23 protein-coding genes and 2 tRNA genes are annotated in these 22,310 nt (G+C 66.3%); 11 read left to right on the forward strand and 14 right to left on the reverse strand.

Annotation, left to right across the window (positions count from 1 at the left end; all coding sequences use genetic code 11):
- Nucleotides 1–11: 11 nt before the first annotated feature.
- Complete coding sequence (locus tag CP557_RS22650) at nucleotides 12–176, forward strand: hypothetical protein (RefSeq protein ID WP_169924394.1); 165 nt, start codon at nucleotides 12–14, stop codon at nucleotides 174–176.
- Nucleotides 177–298: 122 nt separating this feature from the next.
- Here the strand turns inward: CP557_RS22650 and CP557_RS15125 are convergent, their stop codons facing one another.
- From CP557_RS15125 to CP557_RS15160, 8 genes are all read right to left on the reverse strand, one after another.
- Entirely contained in the window at nucleotides 299–871 is a 573-nt protein-coding gene (locus tag CP557_RS15125) for a nitrous oxide reductase accessory protein NosL (RefSeq protein WP_097380670.1), read from the reverse strand.
- Complete coding sequence (locus tag CP557_RS15130) at nucleotides 868–1,833, reverse strand: ABC transporter permease (RefSeq protein WP_097380671.1); 966 nt, start codon at nucleotides 1,831–1,833, stop codon at nucleotides 868–870. Before CP557_RS15130 ends, CP557_RS15125 begins: the two co-directional genes overlap by 4 nt.
- Nucleotides 1,830–2,759 (reverse strand): ABC transporter ATP-binding protein, encoded by a 930-nt coding sequence (locus tag CP557_RS15135; protein WP_097380672.1) that lies wholly within the window; start codon nucleotides 2,757–2,759, stop codon nucleotides 1,830–1,832. The genes CP557_RS15130 and CP557_RS15135 overlap by 4 nt, the downstream gene beginning before the upstream one ends.
- A complete protein-coding gene (gene nosD / locus CP557_RS15140) occupies nucleotides 2,740–4,119 on the reverse strand; it encodes a nitrous oxide reductase family maturation protein NosD (protein WP_097380673.1) in 1,380 nt (459 codons plus the stop codon). Before nosD ends, CP557_RS15135 begins: the two co-directional genes overlap by 20 nt.
- Entirely contained in the window at nucleotides 4,116–5,042 is a 927-nt protein-coding gene (locus CP557_RS15145; RefSeq protein WP_097380674.1) for a hypothetical protein, read from the reverse strand. Before CP557_RS15145 ends, nosD begins: the two co-directional genes overlap by 4 nt.
- Before the next feature lie 7 nt (nucleotides 5,043–5,049).
- Entirely contained in the window at nucleotides 5,050–6,963 is a 1,914-nt protein-coding gene (gene nosZ / locus CP557_RS15150) for a TAT-dependent nitrous-oxide reductase (protein ID WP_245853028.1), read from the reverse strand.
- Between the two features lie 315 nt (nucleotides 6,964–7,278).
- Complete coding sequence (locus CP557_RS15155; protein ID WP_097380675.1) at nucleotides 7,279–7,770, reverse strand: PaaI family thioesterase; 492 nt, start codon at nucleotides 7,768–7,770, stop codon at nucleotides 7,279–7,281.
- A gap of 84 nt (nucleotides 7,771–7,854) precedes the next feature.
- Nucleotides 7,855–8,748, reverse strand: a complete 894-nt coding sequence (locus tag CP557_RS15160) for a hypothetical protein (protein WP_097380676.1) — start codon at nucleotides 8,746–8,748, stop codon at nucleotides 7,855–7,857.
- A gap of 57 nt (nucleotides 8,749–8,805) precedes the next feature.
- Here CP557_RS15160 and CP557_RS15165 point away from each other — a divergent pair, with 57 nt between their 5' ends.
- Both CP557_RS15165 and CP557_RS15170 read left to right on the forward strand, forming a co-directional pair.
- The gene (locus CP557_RS15165; protein WP_097380677.1) at nucleotides 8,806–9,519 is read left to right on the forward strand and encodes a lipoyl protein ligase domain-containing protein; all 714 of its coding nucleotides are present in this window, start codon (nucleotides 8,806–8,808) and stop codon (nucleotides 9,517–9,519) included.
- Between the two features lie 209 nt (nucleotides 9,520–9,728).
- On the forward strand, nucleotides 9,729–10,241 hold the full coding sequence (locus CP557_RS15170) for a DUF7529 family protein (protein WP_097380678.1): 513 nt from the start codon (nucleotides 9,729–9,731) through the stop codon (nucleotides 10,239–10,241).
- A 6-nt stretch (nucleotides 10,242–10,247) separates the two neighbouring features.
- Here the strand turns inward: CP557_RS15170 and nadC are convergent, their stop codons facing one another.
- From nadC to nadA, 3 genes are read right to left on the reverse strand one after another with little or no spacing between them, the layout of a single operon-like run.
- Nucleotides 10,248–11,063: a carboxylating nicotinate-nucleotide diphosphorylase gene (nadC, locus tag CP557_RS15175; RefSeq protein ID WP_097380679.1), complete on the reverse strand. Its 816-nt coding sequence runs from the start codon at nucleotides 11,061–11,063 to the stop codon at nucleotides 10,248–10,250.
- 7 nt (nucleotides 11,064–11,070) lie between these two features.
- On the reverse strand, nucleotides 11,071–12,651 hold the full coding sequence (locus tag CP557_RS15180) for an L-aspartate oxidase (RefSeq protein ID WP_097380680.1): 1,581 nt from the start codon (nucleotides 12,649–12,651) through the stop codon (nucleotides 11,071–11,073).
- Nucleotides 12,652–12,653: 2 nt separating this feature from the next.
- On the reverse strand, nucleotides 12,654–13,787 hold the full coding sequence (gene nadA, locus CP557_RS15185) for a quinolinate synthase NadA (protein ID WP_097380681.1): 1,134 nt from the start codon (nucleotides 13,785–13,787) through the stop codon (nucleotides 12,654–12,656).
- 205 nt (nucleotides 13,788–13,992) lie between these two features.
- Here nadA and gfo6 point away from each other — a divergent pair, with 205 nt between their 5' ends.
- The 5 genes from gfo6 to CP557_RS15210 all read left to right on the forward strand — a co-directional run bounded on the left by gfo6 (nucleotide 13,993) and on the right by CP557_RS15210 (nucleotide 18,381).
- Complete coding sequence (gfo6, locus tag CP557_RS15190) at nucleotides 13,993–15,063, forward strand: D-xylose 1-dehydrogenase Gfo6 (RefSeq protein ID WP_097380682.1); 1,071 nt, start codon at nucleotides 13,993–13,995, stop codon at nucleotides 15,061–15,063.
- A 287-nt stretch (nucleotides 15,064–15,350) separates the two neighbouring features.
- Entirely contained in the window at nucleotides 15,351–16,241 is an 891-nt protein-coding gene (locus CP557_RS15195) for a hypothetical protein (protein WP_245853030.1), read from the forward strand.
- A gap of 27 nt (nucleotides 16,242–16,268) precedes the next feature.
- Nucleotides 16,269–17,768, forward strand: coding sequence for a molybdopterin-dependent oxidoreductase (locus tag CP557_RS15200; RefSeq protein WP_097380684.1), 1,500 nt, complete (start codon nucleotides 16,269–16,271; stop codon nucleotides 17,766–17,768).
- 37 nt (nucleotides 17,769–17,805) lie between these two features.
- Nucleotides 17,806–18,078 carry a winged helix-turn-helix domain-containing protein gene (locus tag CP557_RS15205; protein WP_097380685.1) on the forward strand — a complete coding sequence of 91 codons (273 nt, stop codon included), beginning with the start codon at nucleotides 17,806–17,808 and terminating at the stop codon, nucleotides 18,076–18,078.
- A gap of 12 nt (nucleotides 18,079–18,090) precedes the next feature.
- On the forward strand, nucleotides 18,091–18,381 hold the full coding sequence (locus CP557_RS15210) for a hypothetical protein (protein ID WP_245853032.1): 291 nt from the start codon (nucleotides 18,091–18,093) through the stop codon (nucleotides 18,379–18,381).
- A gap of 333 nt (nucleotides 18,382–18,714) precedes the next feature.
- Here the strand turns inward: CP557_RS15210 and CP557_RS15215 are convergent.
- Nucleotides 18,715–18,786 (reverse strand) — tRNA-Thr (locus CP557_RS15215).
- Between the two features lie 99 nt (nucleotides 18,787–18,885).
- Nucleotides 18,886–19,725 carry a DUF7114 family protein gene (locus CP557_RS15220; RefSeq protein ID WP_097380687.1) on the reverse strand — a complete coding sequence of 280 codons (840 nt, stop codon included), beginning with the start codon at nucleotides 19,723–19,725 and terminating at the stop codon, nucleotides 18,886–18,888.
- 60 nt (nucleotides 19,726–19,785) lie between these two features.
- Between CP557_RS15220 and CP557_RS15225 the strand changes: the two genes are divergently transcribed.
- Complete coding sequence (locus CP557_RS15225) at nucleotides 19,786–20,490, forward strand: enoyl-CoA hydratase/isomerase family protein (protein ID WP_097380688.1); 705 nt, start codon at nucleotides 19,786–19,788, stop codon at nucleotides 20,488–20,490.
- Nucleotides 20,491–20,577: 87 nt separating this feature from the next.
- The gene (locus CP557_RS15230; RefSeq protein WP_097380689.1) at nucleotides 20,578–21,117 is read left to right on the forward strand and encodes a GNAT family N-acetyltransferase; all 540 of its coding nucleotides are present in this window, start codon (nucleotides 20,578–20,580) and stop codon (nucleotides 21,115–21,117) included.
- 15 nt (nucleotides 21,118–21,132) lie between these two features.
- Here CP557_RS15230 and CP557_RS15235 read toward each other — a convergent pair whose 3' ends face one another.
- Nucleotides 21,133–21,927 carry an NAD+ synthase gene (locus CP557_RS15235; RefSeq protein ID WP_097380690.1) on the reverse strand — a complete coding sequence of 265 codons (795 nt, stop codon included), beginning with the start codon at nucleotides 21,925–21,927 and terminating at the stop codon, nucleotides 21,133–21,135.
- Between the two features lie 274 nt (nucleotides 21,928–22,201).
- On the opposite strand from CP557_RS15235, the gene CP557_RS15240 reads away from it, so the two are divergent.
- Nucleotides 22,202–22,272: transfer RNA gene (locus CP557_RS15240), tRNA-Gly, on the forward strand.
- Nucleotides 22,273–22,310 lie beyond the last annotated feature (38 nt).

Here is a 22,310-nt window from a genome sequence, read left to right on the forward strand (position 1 = left end):
CGGGATGTCGAATGAACGAACAACGGCTGCGACCGGTGTACCTGATCGGCCTCGCAGGCTGTGCGTACGCGCTCTGGTACTACCTCTCGGTCGGTGCGACGGTGTACGCCGCCGCGTTCGGCCTCGCAACGGTGGCACTCGTGCTCCGCCTCCGGACCGTGACCGCCGACGACTGATACGGATTCGTGTCCGTAGTTACCGCCGATCGGCGACCCGCGAGGCTGATCGGCGGTAATTGATGACACGAATCCGTATGACGCCGGAACGGCGTCTCGCTTCAGGTGACTCGAGGAGTCCGCTATCGGTCGGCGAGGTGCTCCCACTGACGCACCGTCCCGGCGTGTTCGTCGGCGAACGTGGTGGCCTCCTCGTACTCCGAGAAGGGGAAATAGTCCTCCCCCATCGCACCACGGACGTCGCTGTCGACGACGTAGAAGCAGTCCGTTGCGTCCGCGAACGCCGCGGCGGCCACGTGCGTCGAGATGTACGTCGTCCTGCTCCGGTCGACCAGGTCGTAGTCGACGCTCGAGTAGTCGGTGACGAACGTCCCACGCGTCGTCCAGCCGCGTGCATCGCGTCTCGCGGCGTAGCTGAGGAGTTCGACGACGCTGTCGAACCAGGCCGGCCCGTCCCGCCCGTCCGGTTTGTCGTCCGCGTAGAAGATCTGTCCCGCGGGACCGAAGTGGTCCGCGATCGTCATCCCGCAGACGTCACACGTCTGCCCGTCGATGAGAGCGATCGGTTCGGCGGGCTCGGCGTCGACACCAGACCCGAGACAGCCCGCGAGGCCGGCGCTCGCGAGCGCTCCCGCGCTGGCCAGTACCCGACGACGAGCGGGCGAGACCGCCGTCGGTGGTCGTCGTCCCGTCATAGTCGTCGTCGGTTGACGGCAACCGCCGCGAGTGCGATCGGAACGACGATCCAGGCGACGAGCGTGGCAGCCAGCAGCCCCGTCGAGAGCCCCGCCTCGGCGAGCACGGCGGCGAATCCGGCGTCGCCGCCCGCGCCGAGCGCCCCGAGGACGAGCGCTCGAAAGACGCCGGTCGGGTTGGCAAGCACCATCGCCGAGACGGCCACGTCGGGCAGCGAAAAGGCCCCGACGACGCCGAGTGCGAGCAGGTCGTGAACGAGGACGAACCAGGCCCACGCGAGGAGCGCGATGCCCAGCGCGTGGGTCTTTTCGCGGGCCACCGTCGACAGCAAGACGCCGATGGCGAGGAAGGCCAGGCCGAGGCCGACCGCGGCGAGCAGGAAGCCGACGTAGGACTCGAAGCCACCGAAGCCGTACTCGAGCAAGAGCAGGATGCCGGCCGCCCCGAAGCCGATGACGGTCGCGCTCGCGAGGACGGTCGCACGGCCGACGGCGGTCCCGAGGACGACCCACGACCGCGAGACGGGCAGCGAGAACAGCGTCTGCAGCCAGCCACTCTCCTCGCGGCCGACGATGGCGTCGTAGCTGAACGCGAGCGCGACCAGCGGGACGAGGTAGACGACGAGCGCGGCCAGGCTCGCGACGATTCGCTCGAAGCCGGCCGGGCTGGCGTCCGAACCGCTGAACGTCGCCATTCCGAGGGCGAAGACGGCGAAGATCGCGGTGAGTGCGACCGCCCAGCGACTCCGCACCGCCAGCCGGTACTCCGTCTCCGCGACGACGAACAGTTGGCCGGCGATCGTCCCGGAATCGCCGCCGTGAGCCACGGCCGGGGCCGTCTCGTACCCGCCGTCCGGTTTCGGGTCGGCGGAGTCCGATCCGATGGCCGTCCGGTCGGCGTCGGCGCTCGTTCCCGCAGTCGGTGTCCCATCGCGGTCGTCCGATCGACGATCGATCGTCATGCTGCCACCTCCTCGTCGTCGGTCTCCGCGGCGAGCGCGTCGTGGAACGCCGCCTCGAGACCCGGTTCGTGCACTTCGAAACTATCGACGAGCGCCTGCGTTTCGCCGAGCGCGGCGACGAGGTCGAACGCGTCCGCACGATCGCAGGCGACTTCGATTTCCTCGCCGGTATCGGTCACGTCGCCGTGACCCTGAACGGCCTCGAGCAGGGCGGCGCGGTCGTCGGCGGGTCGGCAGACGACGGTCACGCGGTCGCCGGCCGCCTGCCGCAGGTCGTCGATGGGACCGTTTGCGCGCAGTCGGCCGTCCTGCAGGATCGCGACCTCGTCACAGAGGCGTTCGATCTCGCTCAGGACGTGCGAGGAGATGACGACCGTGGCGTCGGTCTCGCGGTCGATCCGCTCGATGATCCGATGAAACGCCGCGACGCCGCGGGGGTCGAGCCCTGCGGTCGGCTCGTCGAGGACGAGCACGGGCGGGCGCGAGAGCAGGACGGACGCGAGACCGAGCCGCCGGGCCATGCCGTTCGAGTAGCCCGAGACGGCCCGGTCGGCGGCCTCGGAGAGGCCGACGAGGTCGAGACACTCGTCGATCCGTTCGCGGCGGTCGGCGAGCCCACGGATGCGGGCGTGGACGCCGAGTACTTCCCGGCCGGTCATCGACGGCGGGAAACCGCTGTGCTCGGGGAGGTAGCCCACGCGCTCGCGGACGCGATGGCCCGCCGCCTCGACGTCGAGACCGCCGACCTCGATGCATCCCGCGTCGGGGTGATCGTGGCCGACGAGGAGTTTGAACAGCGTCGTCTTTCCCGCACCGTTCGTGCCGAGGACGCCGAACGTCGACCCCGAGGGAACCTCGAAGGAGGGCCCGTCGAGGGCGACGACGTCGCCGTACCGTTTCCGAACGTCAGTGATCGTGATTTTCATAGTAGGACCTCCAGTGCTCGTGGGGTGAGTCAGCGAGCGGTCGGTTGTCGACGATGCCCGGCGTCTCGAGGACGGGGAACGAACTCTCCGCCAGTTTGACCGCGTCGAAGGCCGGACTCTGGGCGAAGACGGCCGCCTGTGGCCGCTCGTGGACCAGTCCCTCGACGGCGCCGGCGGGCCGGTGGCGGTTCTCGCTGATCCCGTCGTCGTCGAGGTCGGCGACGCGTGCGTCGGACCAGTAGTTGCCCCGATCGGTGTCGTTCCAGTGCGTCTGCGAGTTCGTCTCGGCGAACGCCGCTTCGCCGTTCCGGATGAAGCTGTTGCCGGAGACGGTCTCGCCGCTGCTGCCGCCGGTGATGTGGACGCCCACGTCGTTTGCGAGGACGAGGTTCGACTCGAGGCGATTGTCCTGGGAGTTGTGGACGTACAGCCCGTTCCCGTTGCCGACGAGGTCGTTGCCGACGATCTCGCTGTCCTCGACGTCTTTGACGAGGATGCCGTGGCCGCTCGTCCCGTCGTTGTTCACGGCGGTGTTGTTCAGCAGCGTCAGTCGCTTCGAAACCATCAGCGCGAAGCCGACGTCGTTGTCGAACGCGACGTTGTCCTCGAGGTGGTTGTCGTCGGAGTACATGTAGTGGACGCCGTAGCGCATGTTCCACATCGTGTTGCCCTCGGCGACGACTCCCTCGGCCCACTGGTAGTAGATCCCGTCGCGGACGGTCGTCACGGAGTTGTTTCGCACCTCGGTGTCGGTCGCCTCCCAGAGGTGGATGCCGTTGCCGCGTTCGGCCAGCGGCACGTCCTCGCGTCCGGCGACGATGGAGTCCTCGACGGTCACGTCGTCGACGCTGCCGATCCAGATCCCGAACTGGATCTCGGTCAGTCGGAGCGACGACAGCGTCGCGTTCGAGCCGTTGACCAGGACGCCGCTGTCGGTGTCCTGCCGGTCGAAGCCGGAGTTGCGGATCCAGACGTTCTCGAGGGTGACGTTTTCGGCCTCGATCGCGACGACCTGGCCCTCACCGCCGCCGTCGATCATCGCACCGTCGCGTTCGACGGCCGCGATCGTCACGTCCGGTGTATCGACGACGATCCGTTCGTCGAATCGGCCCTCGAGGCGAACCGTCTCACCCGGCTCGGCGGCGTCGACCGCCGCCTGGACCGAGTCGAACTCGCGGTCGTCGACCGTCGCGACGCCGTCGGAACGGGGTTCCTCGACGTCGTGAACGGCCGGAACGTCCGCCTCCCAGCCCTCGACGCTCTCGCTCTCGGCCGACCCGCTCGTCGCGGCGACGGCCCCACCGGCTACCGAACAGACGAGGACCACCGCAGCAGCGACGGCGAAGTATTCCTCCCTCATGGCGGGTCACCGTCCGGTGGGGTTCGTGGGCGTCGGTCCGGAGCCACATCGTCGCCGGACGCGTCGGCCGGACGCGAGCGGTCGGCTCGAGCCGCCCGCTGAAGGTCGCCCTCGCTTCCCGCGTCCGGACGGACGCCGCCGTCGGTTTCGAGCCGGTGTCCCTCCTCGGAGTCGGGGTTCCGTTCCCGGCCGGTTCCCGCGGGGCTTGGTTCGTCGTCGTTTCCGCGACGTCGAATCCGCTCTCGGAGTCGGTGCCAGCCACCGCGGAGGATCGCGGGTGTCTCGGTGATCGTGGCATCCGACCCTCGGTAGCGGAAGGCGATGGCCAACAGAACGACCCCGGCGACCATCATGTAGCCGCCGGGACCGAACCAGGCGGTGCCGCTGATGTTCGCGACCTCGTAGGTGCCGGCAAGCGGCGGCGTAAACCCCTCGACGCCGTTGAGCGGGGCCTCCGGATCCAGCGAGTGACCGGCCTGGTAGAGCCGGTACTGGATGAGGGCACCCATCGCGCCGAAGAGCGCGATCGAGCCGGCGAACAGCGCGGTCAGTCCCTTCGAAATTCTGCGACTCGGGAGGGCTGCAACGACCGCCGAAACGACGGCCATCCCGATGAAGACGACCGGACCGAGGACCCACTCGGGGACGTCGACCGCCTTCTCGTGGGGCTCGTAGTTGGGCTCGACGTACACCGGATCGGGGTAGTAGAACCCGACGTACTTGTTGAGCCCCCGGACCTCCTGCCAGTCCCCGCCGATCCGGGGGTGGGCGTAGAGCTCCACGACGAGCGGATCGACGTACTGCGGTGCCGTCAGCGTGATCCGCCACACCGGAACGCGCAGGGCGAGCACGAACAGCACGGCTGCGACGAGCGGGAGGAGGCGTCTGAGTTCGAACAGCCGCGTGAGGCGGGATCGGGTCATCGTGAGATCACTCCGCGGGTTCGACGATCAGTCGCGAGCGCATCTCGAGGTGCAGTGCGCTACAGAAGAACGCACAGTACATCCAGTAAACGCCCGGCTCGTCGGCGGTAAAGGTCACTTCGCGCGTCTCCTGTGGCGCGAGTTTCATGTTGATGTCGTGTTCGGGGATGGCGATCGAATGCAGGATGTCGGGGGTCTGCTCGATGTTGGTGACGGTCATCGTCACCTCGTCGCCCTCCGTGACGGTGACCTCCTCGAAGCCGAACTCGTTGCGCGTCGAGTACATCTTCACGTGGACGCGCCCGTCCTCGCGGGAGATGTCGACGTCCTCGGTATCGACGAACTCCTCGTCGTAGTCCTCGGGGTCGTAGACCTTCGCGGGGTCGAGTTTCTCCGCGCTAACGATCGAGGCGTCGTGGGGCTCGGCGTAGGAGGGCGTGTCCTTGACGAGGGACATCCCCTCCTCGTCGTCGCCGATGTAGATCAGCTGGTCGTTCTCGGGGTGCATCGGTCCGACCGGGAGGAACCGCTCCTTCGAGAGCTTGTTCAGCGAGATCAGCCAGTCTCCCTGCGGATCGGCCGTGTAGGACTCCGAGGCGATCAGGTGGCCGGGGTTGTAGTGGACGTCGATCTTCTCGATCACCGGATCGGTCGACTCCTCGCTGGCCTCGACCGCTGCCTCGATGTCCCACTTGACGACCTGGGAGTCGATGAACAGCGTCGTGTAGGCGTGGCCGCGGCCGTCGTAGGCGGTGTGGAGCGGCCCCATCCCGAGTCGCGGACGGCCCACGATCGACTCGTTTGGATCGTCGGCCTCGGCGAGCGTCTCGATGTCGATGACCGTCGCCGTCGGGTCGAGTTTCCCGCTGGCGATCGCGTACTGTCCGTCGGGCGTGACGCTGACGCCGTGGGGGCTCTTCGAGACGTCGATGTAGCGAACGATGGGGCGGTCGCCCTCGTTCAGCGCGCTGTCGCGGGTCCCGTCGACGACGGGAACGCCGTTCATTTCGTCGTACTCGCCGGCCTCGACGGCCTCCTCGATGGCGGGCACGTCGAAGGCCTTCACCCAGTCGGTGTCGCTTGAGGACATCTCGCTCTGGGTAGTGGCGTGTTCGCTGTTGTAGCCGGTCGTAAAGAACCACCGGCCCTCCTTGCCGCCGTCGCCGTTGTCCATGTTGCCGTCGACGAGCACCTCCCACTCGACGTTCATCGTCTCGGGATTGATCGCGGCGATGACCGACGTGTAGTTCTCCGGATCCGTGAGGTCCTGTCCGTCGTTGGGCATCGGGACGCGGAACTCGCCGACGCCGAAGACGTACTTCGTGTCCGGCAGCAGACAGCAAGCCCCGTGGGTCCCCTGCTGGTTCGGGATGTCGACGATGGCGTCGGTCTCGAAGTACTTCAGGTTGATCCGGGCCATCCGGCCGTTGGCCTTGTCGTTGACGAACGCCCAGCGGCCGTCGTAGTCGTTGTCGGTCTGGCTCACGCGCGGGTGGTGGGTGTCACCCCACGAGTAGCCGCCCGCGTCTTCCAGCATCTCGCTGGTGCGGTCGTCGTAGCCGTAGCCGCGGGCGCTCTCGCGGCCGAATACCGGGATCCGCATCAGCTGGCGCATCGACGGCAGCCCGTACACACGGATTTCGCCAGTGTGACCACCCGAGAGGAACGCGTAGTAGTCGTCGTGGTCGCCGGGCTTGACGTCGGTCTTGACGTCCTCGAGGGAGGTCGATTCGTCGCCGCCGAGCAGCCCCGTACAGCCAGCCAGCGAGGCCATCGCACCCGTTGCAGCCCCTGCCTTCATGAAATCCCGTCTGGGAATGCGGGCGAACAGCGGGTCACGCTCCGAATCCGTATCGAGCGTCGATTCGGTCGGGCTGTTCGTCTCGGTCAATCGGTCGTCGGAATCGTTGGGTCGGGTCATTGTCCTGTCGAAGTTCGTCCGCAGTCGCCACGCGACGTGTGCTCCGGGATGGCAGGCATCGACCTGCGATCCCGCTCGTTACGATTCGCTCTCGACGGTCCACCCTAATAGGAGAGAGATGACTTCCTGCGGACTGGAAAGGCAGGTGAACGTGTTCGGCGAAAGCTAGTAACGGACTAATCGGCAGGAATGTTTCCACGCAGAAACTGTATGAATTTATGGCCCGAAGCCACCGCTCGAGCGGCGATCGGCTCGCGAAGACGGTGGCGCGCGACGGAGACGCGAAAACAGCGCCGGTCGAACGCGACGGCTCCCTTACTCCGGACGGAACACTCGATACGCGCCCTGCCCGATCGCCACGGGCTTCGTCTCGCCGTCCGGAGCCGTGCTCTCGACGGTGATCTCGCTGACGCCGACGCTGCCGCCGACCCGGATCACGTCCGCGGTCGCCACGAGATCCGCCGTCGCCGGCCGGAGGTAGTTGACGTTCAGGTTGATCGTCGCGATCCGCACGTCGAAGGGGTCGTCCATCGCCGTCCGGAGCACGAGTCCGCCGACGGTGTCGATGAGCGTCGCCGCGACGCCGCCGTGGAGATCTCCCCGCTCGTCGGCGTCGGCGCTCGGGCGGATGTTCGTCAACTTCTCGTCGTAAGGAATCGACATCGTCATCGTCCCGTCGCCGACGTTGTCGACGTTCGTGCCGAGCCACGAGAGGAACTCCTGGTTCTCCTCGAGGAAGTACTGGAGCATACTCTCGAGGTCGGCGAACTCGTCAAGCGCGTCCATCGTCGGCCGCTCCTCGGTCATAACCACCCGTCTCTCGGCGACGGTCTTGACAGCTACGCTTCCCGGTGTGTCCGTTGTCAGGCGTTCACTCGTCGGCCACGTCGATCAACAGCGCTCGCTCGAGCGGACGCGTACCCGAACCCCCTCCCCAGGTTCGAACGACCGATCCGGGCAGATCAGTTTCGCGCCGAACTCGCCGTCCCGGGCACAGAACAGCGACAGTCCGGTAATCGGCTCGTCGTTTGCCGTCACGGTCACGTCGTCCCACGCGATCGTACGGCCGGCCGCGACGCCGAGGCGGTCCCCGTTCAGCGAGACGACGCTCTCGTCGGTGCCCGCCTGCTCGAGCGAACCGCCGCGCGCGAGCAATCCGCCACCATCGTAGTGTGGGAGGCCGCCGTCTATGACGCCGCCCCCGTCGGCTCCCACACCGACGAACGCCGCGCCGGGGTTCGGATGCGCCGGTGCGTCGAGCACCGCGTAGGTGTCGCCGGTCGAGACGACGCGGCCGGTGCCGTCCCACTCGAGTGGCCGTATCGACACGCCGAGTTCGATCGGAAGCGAGCCGGACGCGCGGTAGGGGTTCTGATCGGGGCCGCGAAAGCCGACGTGGAGGTGATTGTCGACCCAGGGTGCGAAAAAGCCCGCCCGGACGAGCCGGCCCAGCGAGTCACCTCGCTCGACGCGCTCCCCGACCTGGACCGAGGGGTCGACGTGGAGGATCCTGACCGACAGTCCGTCGAGCGGGGCGGGGCTCGAGGGCTCGAGCAGGATGAGGTGGTCGTGGTCGGGCGCGTAGGGCTTCGGCGGTGCGCGAACGGTACGGGTTTCGCGGACGGTCCCGGCGACCGGGCTCGGCGCGGCGATCGTTCGGCCATCGACCAGCGTTCCGGGATACAGATCGATCGCACAACCGCCGTCGTGGGCGGGGTACGGCGAGTTGTAGAGGGAGAAGCGCTCGTACTGTGCCAGTACGGACTCGGGAAGGGTGACGGCCATCGATTACCGTAGTCTGGGTAGCGGGAGGGTTTAGATGCACTGGGTCGAACGTCCGGTATGCGCGTATTTCGCGGGCGGGCACCGTCTATCGAGCGCGATCGCGAGGCCAGCCGAACGCTGCTCTCGATCGCCGCCGACGGCGAACCCGCCGTCCGCGTCTGGACGCCACACCGCCAGGTCGCGTTCGGTCGGCGGGACACCCGTCTCGAAGGATACCACCGCGCCCGCGAGGCCGCACGCGAGCGCGGGTTTCCCCCGATCGAGCGCGACGTCGGCGGCCGAGCGGTCGCCTACGACGGCGAAACGACGCTGGCGTTCGCTCGCGCCGAACCGATCGCGGATCTCCGTATCGGGTCGACCGAACGGTACGAGCGCGCCACGTCCGCCCTCGAGGAGGCGCTTCGATCCCTCGGGCTCGAACCGATCCGCGGCGAGCCTGAGGAGTCGTTCTGTCCCGGGACGCACTCGCTGTCGGTGACGGACGCGACCGCCGACGGCCGACGACAGCGGAAGGTCGTCGGGCTCGCCCAGCGCGTCCGACAGGACGCCGCACTCGTCGCGGGTATCGTCCTCGTCGCCAACCGCGAGGCGGTGACGGGTGTTCTCGAGGGCGTCTACGATTCGCTCGCGGTGCCGCTGGACGCAGCGACGGTCGGCACCGTCGCGGACGCGGGCGGCCCCTCCGAGCCCGCGCCCGTCCGATCGACAATCGAGAACGCCCTGATCGGCGACGCGACCGACGTGTCGGCCGAACGCATCGACGGCGAGTAACGACGACAGAGAGCGTTTTCGACGCACGGAACGGTGGTGTGACACGGGAGAGACGACAGCGTCCGGGAACTCGCGGCCGTCGCTGACTCCCGTGGCGACCCAGGAAGGGAAGCGCGACCGAACCGACGTGAGGTAACGTTTTTCCGCTCCGCGCCGTCGGACTCGAGTATGGAACACCGAACGCGACCGGTGCGATCGGAGGCTCGTCGATGACGGCAGACGCCCCGGAGACGACGGACCCGCTCTGGGAGGAACTCCTCGCGGACGCGAGATCGATCGCCGAGGAGTACCGCGAGGACGGCTGGGACGCCGTCGTCCTCGAACCGACGGCCGTCTCGCCGGTCGAGCAGGACGAACGGGTCGGGCTCGACGTCACAGTCAGTGCCGAGGAGTACGATATCGTCGAGGAACTCGTCGAAGCGGGCGCGGTCACGATCACGGCAGCCGACGTCTACTACCGCCCGCCCGCCGAAGCGGAGAGCGATCGACGGGTCGCGCTGACGGTCGAACGCGACGACGCGACCGAGACGGCGATCTTCGTTCCGCTCACGTACGATCTGGCGGCGTGTCGACCGGTCTTCGAGACGGCACTCCTCGAGGAGGAGCTACTGACCCACGTGACGACCCAGTCGACCGACCAGTGGGTGAGTTTCTCCCACGACGATCCGTCGCTGTTCCTCGAGGCATCGGACGTTCGGGCGTGGGGTCCGGACGACGAATGAAGGCGGTTACTCGCCCGTTCGGAAGGAGAGATCCAGCGACGGTGCCGAGTGGGTGAGCGAGCCCATCGAGATCACGTCGACGCCGGTCGCGGCGTACGCCGGAACGTCCGCGACGGTGATCCCGCCGCTGGCCTCGGCCAGCACGCCCTCGTAGTCGGCGAGTTCGGCGACTGCTCGCCGGGTGTCCCCGGGCGACATGTTATCGAGTAGGACGACGTCGGCACCGGCGGCCGCCGCCCGCGGGGCGTCCGCGACGGTCTCGACTTCCACGTCGATCTTCGTCGCGAACGAGGTCCGCTCCTGGAAGCGTTCGATCGCATCCTCGAGCCCCAGTTCCGCGACGTGATTGTCCTTGACCATGACCATGTGGGAGAGGTCGAGCCGGTGGGTGTCGCCGCCGCCCGCGACGACCGCGCGCTTCTCGAGGCCGCGCAGACCCGGGGTAGTCTTCCTGGTCGCGGCGATCGCGACGGCCGCGGATTCGGCCCTGGCCGCGTCGACTGCTGTCCGCGTCCGGGTCGCGATCCCCGACGCGTGGCCCGCGAGATTCACGGCGACGCGCTCGCCGCGGAGGACCTCGCGTGCTGTCCCCTCGACCCGGAGCAGGTCGTCGCCGGGTTCGACGGCGGTGCCGTCCGCGAGCCGATCGGTCACGGTCGCGTCGAGATACTCGAAGACGGCCGTCGCGGCCTCGAGGCCGGCGACGACTCCCGAGTCCTTCGCGACGAGCCTGCCGGTCGTCTCGCCGGGGACTTGATTCGTTACGTCGTGGTGGCCGACGTCCTCGCGGAGCCAGCGTTCGACCTGTGCGTCGGTGATCATGGCTGTGTCAATCGTCCGCCGGCGATTCGGGCACCGACTCGTCGGCGTCGGTCGCGACGTAGTGACAGCCCACGGACTCGGTGTTCTCGCTGGCCGCCCGCGCGATCAGCAATGCGACGACGCTGGCGTTTCGAAGTTCGTAGAGGTCCCGCGCCGTTCGCGTCCGGATGTAGGCGTCGACCTCGCCCTTGAGCCGCCGGAGGACGCTACTCGCGCGAGCGATCTCCTCGGGATCGCGCTCGAGGCCCAGATACTCGTCCATCGCTTGCGTGAGTCGGGTAAACTTCTCGGCGGCGAAGCGCTCGGGGAGATCGGGGTCTCGGTTCCGGAGTTCGGGAGCCTCGACGACCTCGGGATCGCGCTCCGCGGTTTCACCGCTTCGCCTCGCGGTGCGTTGCACCTCGCCCGCCGCATCCTCGCCGGCCCGCAGGCCCCAGACCAGCCCCTCGAGCAGACTCGTGCTCGCCAGTCGGTTCGCGCCGTGGACGCCGGTCCGGGCGCACTCGCCGACGGCGTAGAGCCGATCGAGCGAGGTGCGACCGCGCTCGTCGACGTCGATCCCGCCACACAGGAAGTGCTCGCAGGGAGCGACCGGGATCTCGTCGCCCTCGATACCTCGGTCGCGGCACTTCTCCGCGATGGCGGGATACTCGGCCGCGAACTCGAGGGGACTCACGTCCAGGACGACCTCGCCCGTTTCCTCGCGCTCGGTCTCGACGGCGCGAGCGACGACATCGCGGGGTGCGAGGTCGCCCTGCGGATGGTATTCGTCCATGAACCGCTCGCCGTCGCCGTTTCGCAGCACTGCGCCCTCCCCGCGGAGGGCTTCCGAGAGCAGGAAGGGATCGTCGCCGGCGTAGGCGGTCGGATGGAACTGGACGTACTCCATGTCCGTGACATCCGCGCCCGCGAGCGCGGCCATGGCGATGCCGTCGCCGGTCGCGTCGTCGGGGTTCGTCGAGCGCCCGTAGAGCGCGCCGACGCCGCCGGTCGCGAGGACAGTCGCACCCGCGTAGATCGGGTGCCCGTCGGACTCCTCGTCGCTGACCACGCCGTGGACGCGTCCCTCCGCCGTGATCAACTCGAGGGCGGCGGTGTCCTGCCGGACCTCGATGTGATCGTGGTCGTCGACGTAGTTCAGGAACGGCCGCAGGATGTGCGTCCCGGTCGCGGCGTCGACGTGGAGGATTCGGTACTCGGAGTGTGCCGCTTCGCGCGTGTAGTCGAACGCCCCGTCGTCGGCCTCGTCGAACCCGACCGCGAGGGTGTCGACGAGCACGTCCTCGACGGCGTCGTCGGCGTTCTCGACGAGGGTATCGACGGCGTCCGGATCGGCGGTGCCGTCGCTGGCGTCGATGATGTCTGTCTTGAGCGACTCCGGATTCCCGCGCGTCGTCGAGATACCGCCCTGCGCCCAGTCGGTGCTCGCGTCGGCGGGCTTCGTCGCTTTCGTCAGGAGGAGTACCTCGGCTCCCCCTCTGGCCGCTTCGAGAGCCGCCGCACAGCCCGCGATGCCGCTGCCGACGACGAGCACATCCGCAGTCTCGCCGTCGGTCGTCGTCGCCGTACTGGTGTCGGTTTCAGTCATCGTTAGATCTCGAGCATGCGGTCGAGCGCGACGCCCGCGAGTTCCTTCTCTTCGGGGGCGACCTCGATCACGTTGTGTTCGCGTCCCTCCACGAGCTCCTCGAGTACCCAGGTCAGGTAGTTGGGGTCGATCTGGCGCATGGCGTTGCAGTCCATGCAGGCGTCGCCACAGAGGGGCACGACGTTCACCTCAGGGTGCCAGCGCTGGAGGTGGTTGGTGAGGTGGATCTCGGTGCCGATGGCCCAGGTGTCGCCGGGATCGGCGTTTGCGACGGTCTCGCAGATCGTCGCCGTCGATCCGGCCACGTCCGCCGCTTCGACGACCTCGCGGCGACACTCGGGGTGGACGATGACGTTCGCGTCCGGATTGTCCGCCCGGACCTGTTCGATGTGGTCCTCGCGGAACCGCTCGTGGACCTGGCAGTAGCCGTCCCAGAGGATGATGTCGCTTTCCGCGACCTCGTCGGCGTCTTTCCCCTCGGGGTCCCACGGGTCCCACTCGGCGATCTCGTCTTCCATGTCGAGCCGGTGGGCCGTGTTCTCCCCGAGGTGCTTGTCGGGGAGGAAGAGGACCTTGTCACCCTTGTCGAAGGCGTACTCGAACGCTTTGTGGGCGTTCGAGGAGGTACAGACGAGCCCCCCCTGACTCGCACAGAAGGCCTTCAGGTCCGCGTAGGAATTCATGTAGGTGATCGGGATGATGTCCGCGTCGGGCGCGGCCGCCGTGATCTCGGCCCACGCGCTGTCGACCTGCAGGGCCTCGGCCATGCCGGCCATCGGACACGACGCCTCCATGCTCGGGAGGATCACGGACTGGTCGTCGTCCGTAATGATGTCCGCGCTCTCGGCCATGAACGTGACCCCGCCGAAGATCACGTACTCGGCGTCGGCCTCGGCCGCCTCCTTCGAGAGCTGGTAGGAGTCACCGATGAAGTCGGCGTGCTCGACGATCTCCCGTCGCTGGTAGTTGTGCCCCAGGATGACGACGTCGTCGCCGAGTTCCTCGAGCGCCGCCTCGATGCGTTCGGTCCGTTCGGCTTCCTCGAGCTCCCGGTATCTCGACGGGAGTTGCTCGAGGGTGTCGTATTTGAACAGACTCAGATCGGTTTCCAGCTCCGCCGTTTCCATTTTGACCATCTTACGTCACCAGTGGCTGTTTGCATATCAGTGGCGACTATTGAATAACTTTTTCCTTCGAAATAGAATACCGGGGGAATACCATCGACGTATACAACGATCGAAAACCAATCATCGGTTGTTCGTCGGAACCGATGAGTACCGAACGCTGACAGTCAGGAATCCGTTCACTGGAGCCCTTTTCGCTTGGATTCGTAGCAGTACTATGGCGCTCGAAGACGCCTTCGCGAACTTCACGCGACGGGACTGGGAGCACGAATCGATCGCAGGAACGGTTCGACTCGCAATCATCGGGGTCGGCGGCTTCGCATGCCAGCGCGCGCTGCCCGCGATCCACAACGGGAGCTACTGCGAACCGACAGTACTGGTCACGAGCTCCCCCGATCGCGCGACCGACGTCGCCGAGGAGTACGACATCCCACACGTCATCGACTACGACGCGTTCCTCGCGGGCACCCACACGGACGCCTACGACGGGGTTTACGTCGCGACGCCGAACGCCTTCCACAGCCAGTACGCGACCGCAGCAGCCGCCTTCGGAAAACACGTCATCTGCGAAAAACCCCTCGAGACGACCGTCGAGCGCGCTCGGGAGGTCGTCGACGCCTGCACCACGGCCGGCGTGACGCTGATGACCGCCTATCGGCTCCAGACCGAGCCGACGGTTCGCCGGACGCGAGAGCTCGTCCGCGAGGGCGCGATCGGTGACGTCGTGCAAGTCCACGGCAGCTTCTCGCACCCGCTTCTCGAGACCGCAAGCCCCGACACGTGGCGGCTCGATCCCGACCTCGCCGGCGGCGGCGCGCTGGTCGACCTCGGGGTCTATCCCCTCAATACGATTCGCTTCCTCCTCGACTGTGAGCCGACGGGCGTGTACGCGACCACCACCTCGAGCGGCGGTCCGTTCGCGGCGATCGACGAACACGTCGCGTTGCAACTCGAGTACGAGACCGGCACAACCGCCTCGTGTACGGCCAGTTTCGACGCTCACGCCCGGAGCGCCCTCGAGTTGGTCGGTACCGAGGGCATGATCGACATCGAGTCGCCCTTCGGCGGCGTCGTCCCCCAGGAGATCGTCGTCGAAAGCGGCGACGTCCGGATGGAGTACACCGGACCGACCATCGACGAGGTCTGCGAGGAGTTCGACTACTTCGGCTACTGCGTGCTCACCGGCACCGACCCCGAACCCGACGGCGAGGACGGCCTCGCGGACTTACACGCCATCGAAGCCGCATACGAATCGGCCGAGACGGGGTGTCGGGTCGCGCTCGAATGAATCGATCCACCGGTTCTTGCCAAACAGGGATACTACCCGGGCGCGATTGGAAATTCGTCACGACACAGCCACCCAAATCTGCACAGAATCTAGACCGAATTTGAACCGAAATTGGTGCGAATTTGCACGGTTCTTGAAAAATCTATATTTTCGCTCTTCTCGTGCGACCAACTGTTATGTCGGACAACAATACGACACGCCGTCGAGTGCTGAAGATCGCAGGTGGCACGACAGTGGTTGCACTCTCCGGATGTATAGGCAGCGACGAACCGTCTGGAAACGACTCGATGGATGATGAATCCATGAACGACGATTCGATGGAGGAATCTCGTTCGATGGACCCAAAGGAGGCACCCCGGGCGGAGATCGACCGGTTCAGCGAGGAGGCAGGGACGCTGCTGGTGCGTACCGAGATGAACGACCTGCCGGGCCCCGACGAACCCATCGACTTCGATCAGGGACCGTTCATCACGCAGGGACTCGGTCCCGACGGCGGGGCCGTCGAGTACTACAACTTCGACGTCCAGCCGGCCGAGCCCGCACCCATCTACGCGTTCGTCCGGGAGAACGGTGATCCGGTCGAGGACCAACTCAACATCATCGACGTGATTCCCGGTGACGAGGGGTACAACGATTTCTGGCACGTCCACGAGGTCACGGTCCCCGACGACTACGAGGCCAACACGGTGACAAGCAGCGCCGACCTGATGGGGCACGACCTCGAGATCACGGCCACTGACAGCATCAAGAACTGTCCAGTCGTCCCCGAGGGTTCCACGGCCACCAAACGCGCAGGCGACGAGGACGAGGGACTGATCGCGGGCTGGTACGAGGGGGAGGTCGTCAGTTACTTCCTCTTCGAGGAGGCACCGCTGGAGGCGACCGACGGCAACGAGGTGCCGGTTTCGCCCATCTACGTCTCCTTCAACGCGAACCCCGACGAGGATGGCGGTGGCCCGCAGTCGGGGTTCGTGACCGAGGAGATGAGCGACCAAACGCACAACGTAGTCGCCTCGCTGCCGGGCGACGAGAGCTACTCGCCGCTGTGGACGGTCACCGTTTACGACAACGCCGATTTCGAAGACGTTTCGGACCTCGATACGGCCACTTCGGCGAACATCCTCGACACCGACACCGCCACCGTCAACTGTCCCATCGTCTCCGTGGAGATGGAGTGAACCAATGAACGAGAGGCGGACATAACGATGGTGGACTATCCATCCCGCAACGCTGTCGCGTTCGCGACGCTTGCGGGCATGACCGGCGTCGCAGGATCCTACATGGCGGCGGGATACACCCGGGGGTTCCTCGTCGCACCCATCGACGACCTTGTCGTCAGGGCCACGCCGGGACTGATCGTCGCCTGGATGATAGAGAACGTCGGCGAACAGGGGCATCTGCTGCACATTGCGCTTTCGTTCGGTATCGCAACTGGATTGCTCGCGGGCACTGCGATCGTCGGGCTTCACATTGCTCGAAGATTCGAGCGGCCCGTGATCGGTGGTGGACTGTCCGGCGTCTTGGCGTGGAGCCTGACTGCCTCGATTACAGCAGAGCCACTACTCGCAGTCGGTGCTGCTGGGCCCGTCACAGTACTTACCGCCGTTGGCGCCACGCCGCTCGCCGCTCCCGAACATGACCCGTCGCGGCGACGTGCACTCATCTCGAGCGTGAGCGCGTTGGCCTTCGTCGGCACAGCTATCGGTTTCCGTCGATTGACGGCCGACGACGACACCGCCGGCGGTGAGCCTCTCGACAACACCACCGCTGGTGGAAGCGAGACGGTGGCTGACGAGGTCGCCACACTGATGCAGGAGGCCAAAGCGAAGTCCCTCGACATCCGCGGCGACGTTCCGGGACTCGTGAGCACGTTCGAGGAGTTCTACAACGTCGACATAGCGGAGTTCGACCCGAACCTCTCGCCCGACGACTGGTCGCTGACGATCACCGGGGAAGTCGGTGACGACGTAACCGTTACGTTCGACGAACTGACGGATATGCCGACCGAGCACCGGTTCGTGACGCTCCGGTGTGTCGGCGAGGGCCTAAACGGGAAGAAACTAGATAACGCTATCTGGACCGGGACGCCGATCGAACCACTCCTCGAGGTGGCCGACCCCGAGGGCGAATGTGGGTGTGCGATGCTCCGTGCGGAGGACGGGTACTTCGTCCAGTTCCCGATCGAGGCCCTCGAAGACGGCTTTCTCGCGTGGGGAATGAACGGTCGGTCGCTCCCCAAGTCTCACGGCCACCCGGTACGCGTGCTGATCCCCGGTCACTGGGGCGAGACGAACGTCAAGTGGCTCACCGAGATCGAACTCCTGGACGAGGAAATGGACGGCTACTGGGAACAGCGTGGTTGGCACGGCACTGGTCCGGTGAACACCGTCGCCAAACTCTGGAGCGACACCGTCCGTGACAGCGGGACCGTCGAGGTGGCCGGCCACGCCTACGCCGGGACGCGTGGCATCGAGCGCGTGGAAGTCTCGACGGACGGGGCCAGCACCTGGCAGGACGCGGAACTCTCGGAGCCGCTCCCCGGGATCGACGTGTGGCGACAGTGGCGCTACGAGTTCGAACCCGACGGCAGCCACGAGGTTGTGGTGCGAGCGATCGACGGCGAGGGAAACCTCCAGCCTGAAGAGCGGTCGGACGCGTTCCCAAGCGGGGCGACCGGCTGGGTCACGAAAACGGTAAACGGATGAGCGCCAGACTCATACTCCCCCGACGAGAGCATGCACGGTGAAGAAGGCACTTTGGTATCTCTTGGTTGGCACCCGTGGCGGCGAGAACCGAGCGCGCATCATCGCCGCCCTCGACGATCGACCCCGGAACGCCAATCAGCTCGCGGAGTGCCTCGACGTCGATTACAATACCGCGAGACACCACCTCGACATGTTACAGGAACACGACGTTATTGAATTCGGAGGCGGCGAGTACGGGAAGTTGTACTTCCTGACCGATCGATTCGAGCGGCACCGCGAGGAGTTCAAAACCGTTCTGGAGGCGATGTGAATGGCGGGGACAATGGGACCCTGGATGCTGGTGGCGACCCTCCTCTCGGCAGTGAACGCACTCCTTCTAGTGGTGTTGACGATTATCTGGGTCCGCAACTACCGAACGTTCGGATCCGAGATGACCGCAGGATTGGCCATGTTCGGCGCCGTTCTACTTCTCGAGAATGTCGTCGCAATTTACTTCTTTTTCAGCACCGGGATGCTCTACGCTAATTCCCCAGGCGTCCAGCAGTCCGTGGCCACCCTCCGCGTGCTTCAGACCGTCGCTCTGGCCTTTCTCACCTACGTCACCGCTAAGTGACGTGGTTTTGACTATACTCTCGAAAATTTACTCCGGTTTGCAATTCCTCTTGAATCGATCCTCTCTATGCAGCACGCCGAACTCGACAGGCGGCGTATAGATCCTCGATGTTCGTCGTTCGCCCGCAAGGCTCGCGGTTCAACCTGCGGCGTCACGAACTGCTACCGTTTACCTCGAGTGGGACCTCACGCCGACGAAGGTGCGCGCGGTCCAGTTGTCGTCTCTCACAAGAGGGAGTTCGTTGAACCACCTCATCTCATTCCATGGGAGAGAATAGGAACGCAAAGGACACTCACAGCTGGTTCCGAGCGGGGTTTTCAACGAAACGATAAGAGCCTAGGCCGGGATTTGAACCCGGGCTCTCGTCCTTACCAAGGACGCGCTTTACCGCTAAGCTACCCAGGCGCGTACTTCTTCGTTGACCGGAGATGTCTTTATGGGTTTCGATTCGAGTGGGCCATGCGTCGGTCTGTCGCGGTCCCCTCCCGCGGTCGTCGCGGCCGGTCAGGGATCCGTCGCCGACGTCGCACGATCGGTCGGCTGCTCCTCGAGTGACTGCTCTCGGATCGAGGGCTCGAAGTCGACGAGCGAGCCCTCGACTGGCGGGAACGAAGTGCCGACGGTCTCGGCGAGGGCGTCGGCGATGGCGAGCAGCCGTGGCGAGGGGGTTTCGCCGACGGCGACGGCCCCGGTGAGGACGGCGAGTTCGATCACGTCGCGCTCGAGGTTGGCGTCGAGCGACCCGGGATCGACGTCGCCGGCCCCGATTCCGGTTTCGGATTCGGTTTCGCCGTCGTGGTCGGCGGGGTCTGTCTCGAGCCCGCCGTCGGCGGCGTGTTCGGTGCGACGGGTCTGGTCGCGGCCGAACGACTGGACGGTGCGGACGGCTTTGTCGGCGGCGTCAGTACGGGCCAGCAGGTAGAACCCACGAGCCACGAGGATGTCGGCGGCGAGGATCGCGAGATCGCCGTCGCTGGCGTCGGCATCGGTCGTCGACCAGGGCTCGTCGTGGGCGAGCGATCGCGTCAGTCGCAACCCCTCGTAGATGAGCTGGACGCCAGCCGCGTGGGTGGCGATCCCGTCTGCCCCGCGACCGACGTCGTCGTCGCGATCGGCGGCCGACTGCGTTCGATCCGGATCGACATCGAATTCGTCGTCGGGTAACTGATCGTCCTCGAGGACCCGTCGCTCGGCTGCCATCATCGCAGCACTCTCGAGCGTGAGCGTGGCGGGGACCATCGATGCCCGATCGAGGGTAGATTCGATATAGTCGTGTAGCTGTGGTGGTTCGACGTCCGCGACGGCCTCGGCGGCGGCACGCCGACAACTGTCGGCCTTCTCCATTAGCGGGGGGTTACGACGGGGGAGCCAAAGACCTTTGGAAACGCCCGGTCGACTGCTGACATGATCGACGTCGACGCCGACGGACCGATTCGCACCGTGACGATGGACCGACCCGACGCGCGCAACGCGCTGACGGTCGACGGACTGAAGACCCTCGAGCGGGCGATCGACGACGCCGAGGAGCCCGTGATCTATCTTCGTGGCCGTGGCCCGGCGTTCTCCGCGGGTGCCGATCTGAACGCGGTCGCAGCGCTCGAGGGGGATCGCGATCGGGCTGCGGAGTTCGCGCGCCTGGGCCAGCGCGTGGCCCGAACGATCGAAGACTCGCCGGCGGTCGTCGTGGCAGGGATCGACGGACCCGCACGCGGGGGCGGCCTCGAACTCGCACTGGCCTGTGACGTGCGGGTCGGAACGCCCGACTCGACCTACGGCGAACCGGGGGTCAGCTTCGGCCTGTTCGGTGCCTGGGGCGGAACCGTTCGGTTGCCGCGCGTGTTGGGTGAGGGCGATGCCCTCGAGTTCGCGCTGTCGGGTCGGTCGATCGACGCCGAGGAAGCGCTTCGGATCGGGCTGATTTCGCGTCTCGAGGCCGACCCCAGATCGGTGGCCGAAGCGATCGCCGACAACGCAACCGACGCGCTGGCGGTGCTGAAACGCCGGCTTCGCGACGACGGCGAGCGCTCGAGTCAGGAACGACGCGAAGCCGAGGCCTTCGCCGACCTCGTCGCCGCCCACGCCGACGATATCGACGCGTTGCTCGAGTAGGCGCGCTGACTCCGCGAGTTCGTCGAGCGGGATCGGTCCTCGACGTCCGGCAAAAGTGATTTGTTCACGACCGGAGATGGAGGACCTATGCCCGGACCGGTTTTTCTTGACGGCGATCGTCTCACCCTGCGACCGATCGAGGAGGCGGACCTCGAGTTCCTCCAGACCCAGATCAACGACTCGCGAATCTGGGGGCCGCTCGGACGATCGAAGCCGCTCAACCGAGAGCAAGAGCGCGAGTTCTTCGAGAATCGGATCTGTGGTGACGACAGTGTGGATCTCCTGATCGTCGCCGACTCGACGCCCGTCGGAACGATCGGGCTCTTCGAGTTCGACTGGGAGTCCCAGAAAGCCGAACTTGGATACTGGGTCGCACCCGAGCACCACGACCAAGGGTACGGCACCGAGGCGACGGAACGCGTCGTCCGGTATGCCTTCGATCAGCTCGGACTCCACCGGATCGCCGCCCGCGTGTTCGAGTTCAACGAGCCCTCGAAGCAGCTTCTCGAGACGATCGGGTTCAGCAGGGAAGGAGTCCACCGCGATGCCGAGTTCGTCGACGGCGAGTACCGGGACGTCTACTGGTACGGCCTGCTCGAGGAGGAGTGGCGAGCGCGATCCGAGTGAGCCTGACGGGGTCAGCTACTCGAGCGACGGCGGTGCCGGCGGGACCGTTCGTTTGTGTTCGCTTCGCTCGTACATGCCGCGGACCCGTTCGACGGTCGCGTCGTCGACCTCGAGTAGCCGGCAGGTCGCGGCGACCGAAAGCGGGCCGTCGATGTGGGCGACCAGGATCGAGTCGAGGGTGTCGTAACCGATCCCCAGTTCGTCCTCGTCGGTCTGGTCGGCCCACAGTTCCGCGGTCGCGGTTTTGGCTGCCAACTCCTCGGGAACGCCGACGTGACGGGCGAGCTGGCGGACCTGCGCCTTGTAGAGGTTTCCGACCGGGTGGCAGTCGACGGCTCCGTCGCCGTACTTGGTGAAGTAGCCGACCGCGGCCTCGCTGCGGTTGCCGGTTCCCAGAACCAGTCGCTGTTCGTGGTTGGCGACGAGATAGTTCAGCACGGCCCGGAGGCGGGCACGCGCGTTGCCGACCGCCTCGCGGTCGCCCTCGGCCTCCGGATACGCCGCCAGCAGCGAATCGATGAGCGGCTCGATCTCGATCACGTCGTAGCCGATCTCGAGGTCCTGAGCGACCCGCTCGGCGTCGCTCATGTTCCCCTCGCTGCTGACGGTCGCCGGTAGGACGAGCCCGTGGACGTTCTCGGCCCCGATGGCCTCGACGGCGAGAGTCGCGGTCAGCGTGCTGTCGATCCCTCCAGAGAGGCCGAGAACGGCACCCTCGGAACCCGCGGCGTCGATCTGTTCGCGAATGAAGCCGGTAATGTGTTCGCGCCGCTGCTCGAGTTCTGCCTCCGAAAAGCGAAGATCGATCATGGGGGTACTAGGGGCGGCGAGACCTAATAGCCTCCCCTCACCGGGAAAAAGTGACCGGACGGTCGATTTCGGCGGTCGTTCGCGGACGGGGGAGGGGGGGAGCCACCCGTCCCAATCGATGACTCGCAGCCGAGTTCCGATCGCCGGGACGTGGGCGAACTCGAGAGCGCTACGTTCAAGTGCAATCGGGAGGTATGCACGACTGTCGACGTGCGCCGGTGGTGAGCAAATCGGGGGATTTGCGAACGACGGCGCGAGCGAACGCAGTAGGTGTGCGCCGGTGGTCTAGTGGTAGGACATGAGCTTCCCAAGCTCATAGCCCGGGTTCAATTCCCGGCCGGCGCATTCCGGAGTCGTTCTTTCAGTGGGAGTCGTCCCTGACG

Origin of the sequence: Natrinema ejinorense (assembly GCF_002494345.1) — an archaeon.
Taxonomy (GTDB): domain Archaea; phylum Halobacteriota; class Halobacteria; order Halobacteriales; family Natrialbaceae; genus Natrinema; species Natrinema longum.

Excerpts from the sequence above, each read along its gene's own strand:
- nosD (WP_097380673.1), bottom strand. The coding sequence starts at position 4,119 with ATGAGGGAGGAATACTTCGCCGTCGCTGCTGCGGTGGTCCTCGTCTGT.
- CP557_RS15165 (WP_097380677.1), top strand. The coding sequence starts at position 8,806 with ATGCGCGTATTTCGCGGGCGGGCACCGTCTATCGAGCGCGATCGCGAG.
- CP557_RS15225 (WP_097380688.1), top strand. The coding sequence starts at position 19,786 with ATGATCGACGTCGACGCCGACGGACCGATTCGCACCGTGACGATGGAC.
- CP557_RS15170 (WP_097380678.1), top strand. The coding sequence starts at position 9,729 with ATGACGGCAGACGCCCCGGAGACGACGGACCCGCTCTGGGAGGAACTC.
- CP557_RS15210 (WP_245853032.1), top strand. The coding sequence starts at position 18,091 with ATGGGACCCTGGATGCTGGTGGCGACCCTCCTCTCGGCAGTGAACGCA.
- CP557_RS15195 (WP_245853030.1), top strand. The coding sequence starts at position 15,351 with ATGGATGATGAATCCATGAACGACGATTCGATGGAGGAATCTCGTTCG.
- CP557_RS15125 (WP_097380670.1), bottom strand. The coding sequence starts at position 871 with ATGACGGGACGACGACCACCGACGGCGGTCTCGCCCGCTCGTCGTCGG.
- nadA (WP_097380681.1), bottom strand. The coding sequence starts at position 13,787 with ATGGTCAAAATGGAAACGGCGGAGCTGGAAACCGATCTGAGTCTGTTC.
- CP557_RS15160 (WP_097380676.1), bottom strand. The coding sequence starts at position 8,748 with ATGGCCGTCACCCTTCCCGAGTCCGTACTGGCACAGTACGAGCGCTTC.
- nadC (WP_097380679.1), bottom strand. The coding sequence starts at position 11,063 with ATGATCACCGACGCACAGGTCGAACGCTGGCTCCGCGAGGACGTCGGC.
- CP557_RS15200 (WP_097380684.1), top strand. The coding sequence starts at position 16,269 with ATGGTGGACTATCCATCCCGCAACGCTGTCGCGTTCGCGACGCTTGCG.
- CP557_RS15130 (WP_097380671.1), bottom strand. The coding sequence starts at position 1,833 with ATGACGATCGATCGTCGATCGGACGACCGCGATGGGACACCGACTGCG.
- gfo6 (WP_097380682.1), top strand. The coding sequence starts at position 13,993 with ATGGCGCTCGAAGACGCCTTCGCGAACTTCACGCGACGGGACTGGGAG.
- CP557_RS15235 (WP_097380690.1), bottom strand. The coding sequence starts at position 21,927 with ATGATCGATCTTCGCTTTTCGGAGGCAGAACTCGAGCAGCGGCGCGAA.
- CP557_RS15180 (WP_097380680.1), bottom strand. The coding sequence starts at position 12,651 with ATGACTGAAACCGACACCAGTACGGCGACGACGACCGACGGCGAGACT.
- CP557_RS15230 (WP_097380689.1), top strand. The coding sequence starts at position 20,578 with ATGCCCGGACCGGTTTTTCTTGACGGCGATCGTCTCACCCTGCGACCG.
- nosZ (WP_245853028.1), bottom strand. The coding sequence starts at position 6,963 with ATGACCCGACCCAACGATTCCGACGACCGATTGACCGAGACGAACAGC.
- CP557_RS15220 (WP_097380687.1), bottom strand. The coding sequence starts at position 19,725 with ATGGAGAAGGCCGACAGTTGTCGGCGTGCCGCCGCCGAGGCCGTCGCG.
- CP557_RS22650 (WP_169924394.1), top strand. The coding sequence starts at position 12 with ATGAACGAACAACGGCTGCGACCGGTGTACCTGATCGGCCTCGCAGGC.
- CP557_RS15135 (WP_097380672.1), bottom strand. The coding sequence starts at position 2,759 with ATGAAAATCACGATCACTGACGTTCGGAAACGGTACGGCGACGTCGTC.
- CP557_RS15145 (WP_097380674.1), bottom strand. The coding sequence starts at position 5,042 with ATGACCCGATCCCGCCTCACGCGGCTGTTCGAACTCAGACGCCTCCTC.
- CP557_RS15155 (WP_097380675.1), bottom strand. The coding sequence starts at position 7,770 with ATGACCGAGGAGCGGCCGACGATGGACGCGCTTGACGAGTTCGCCGAC.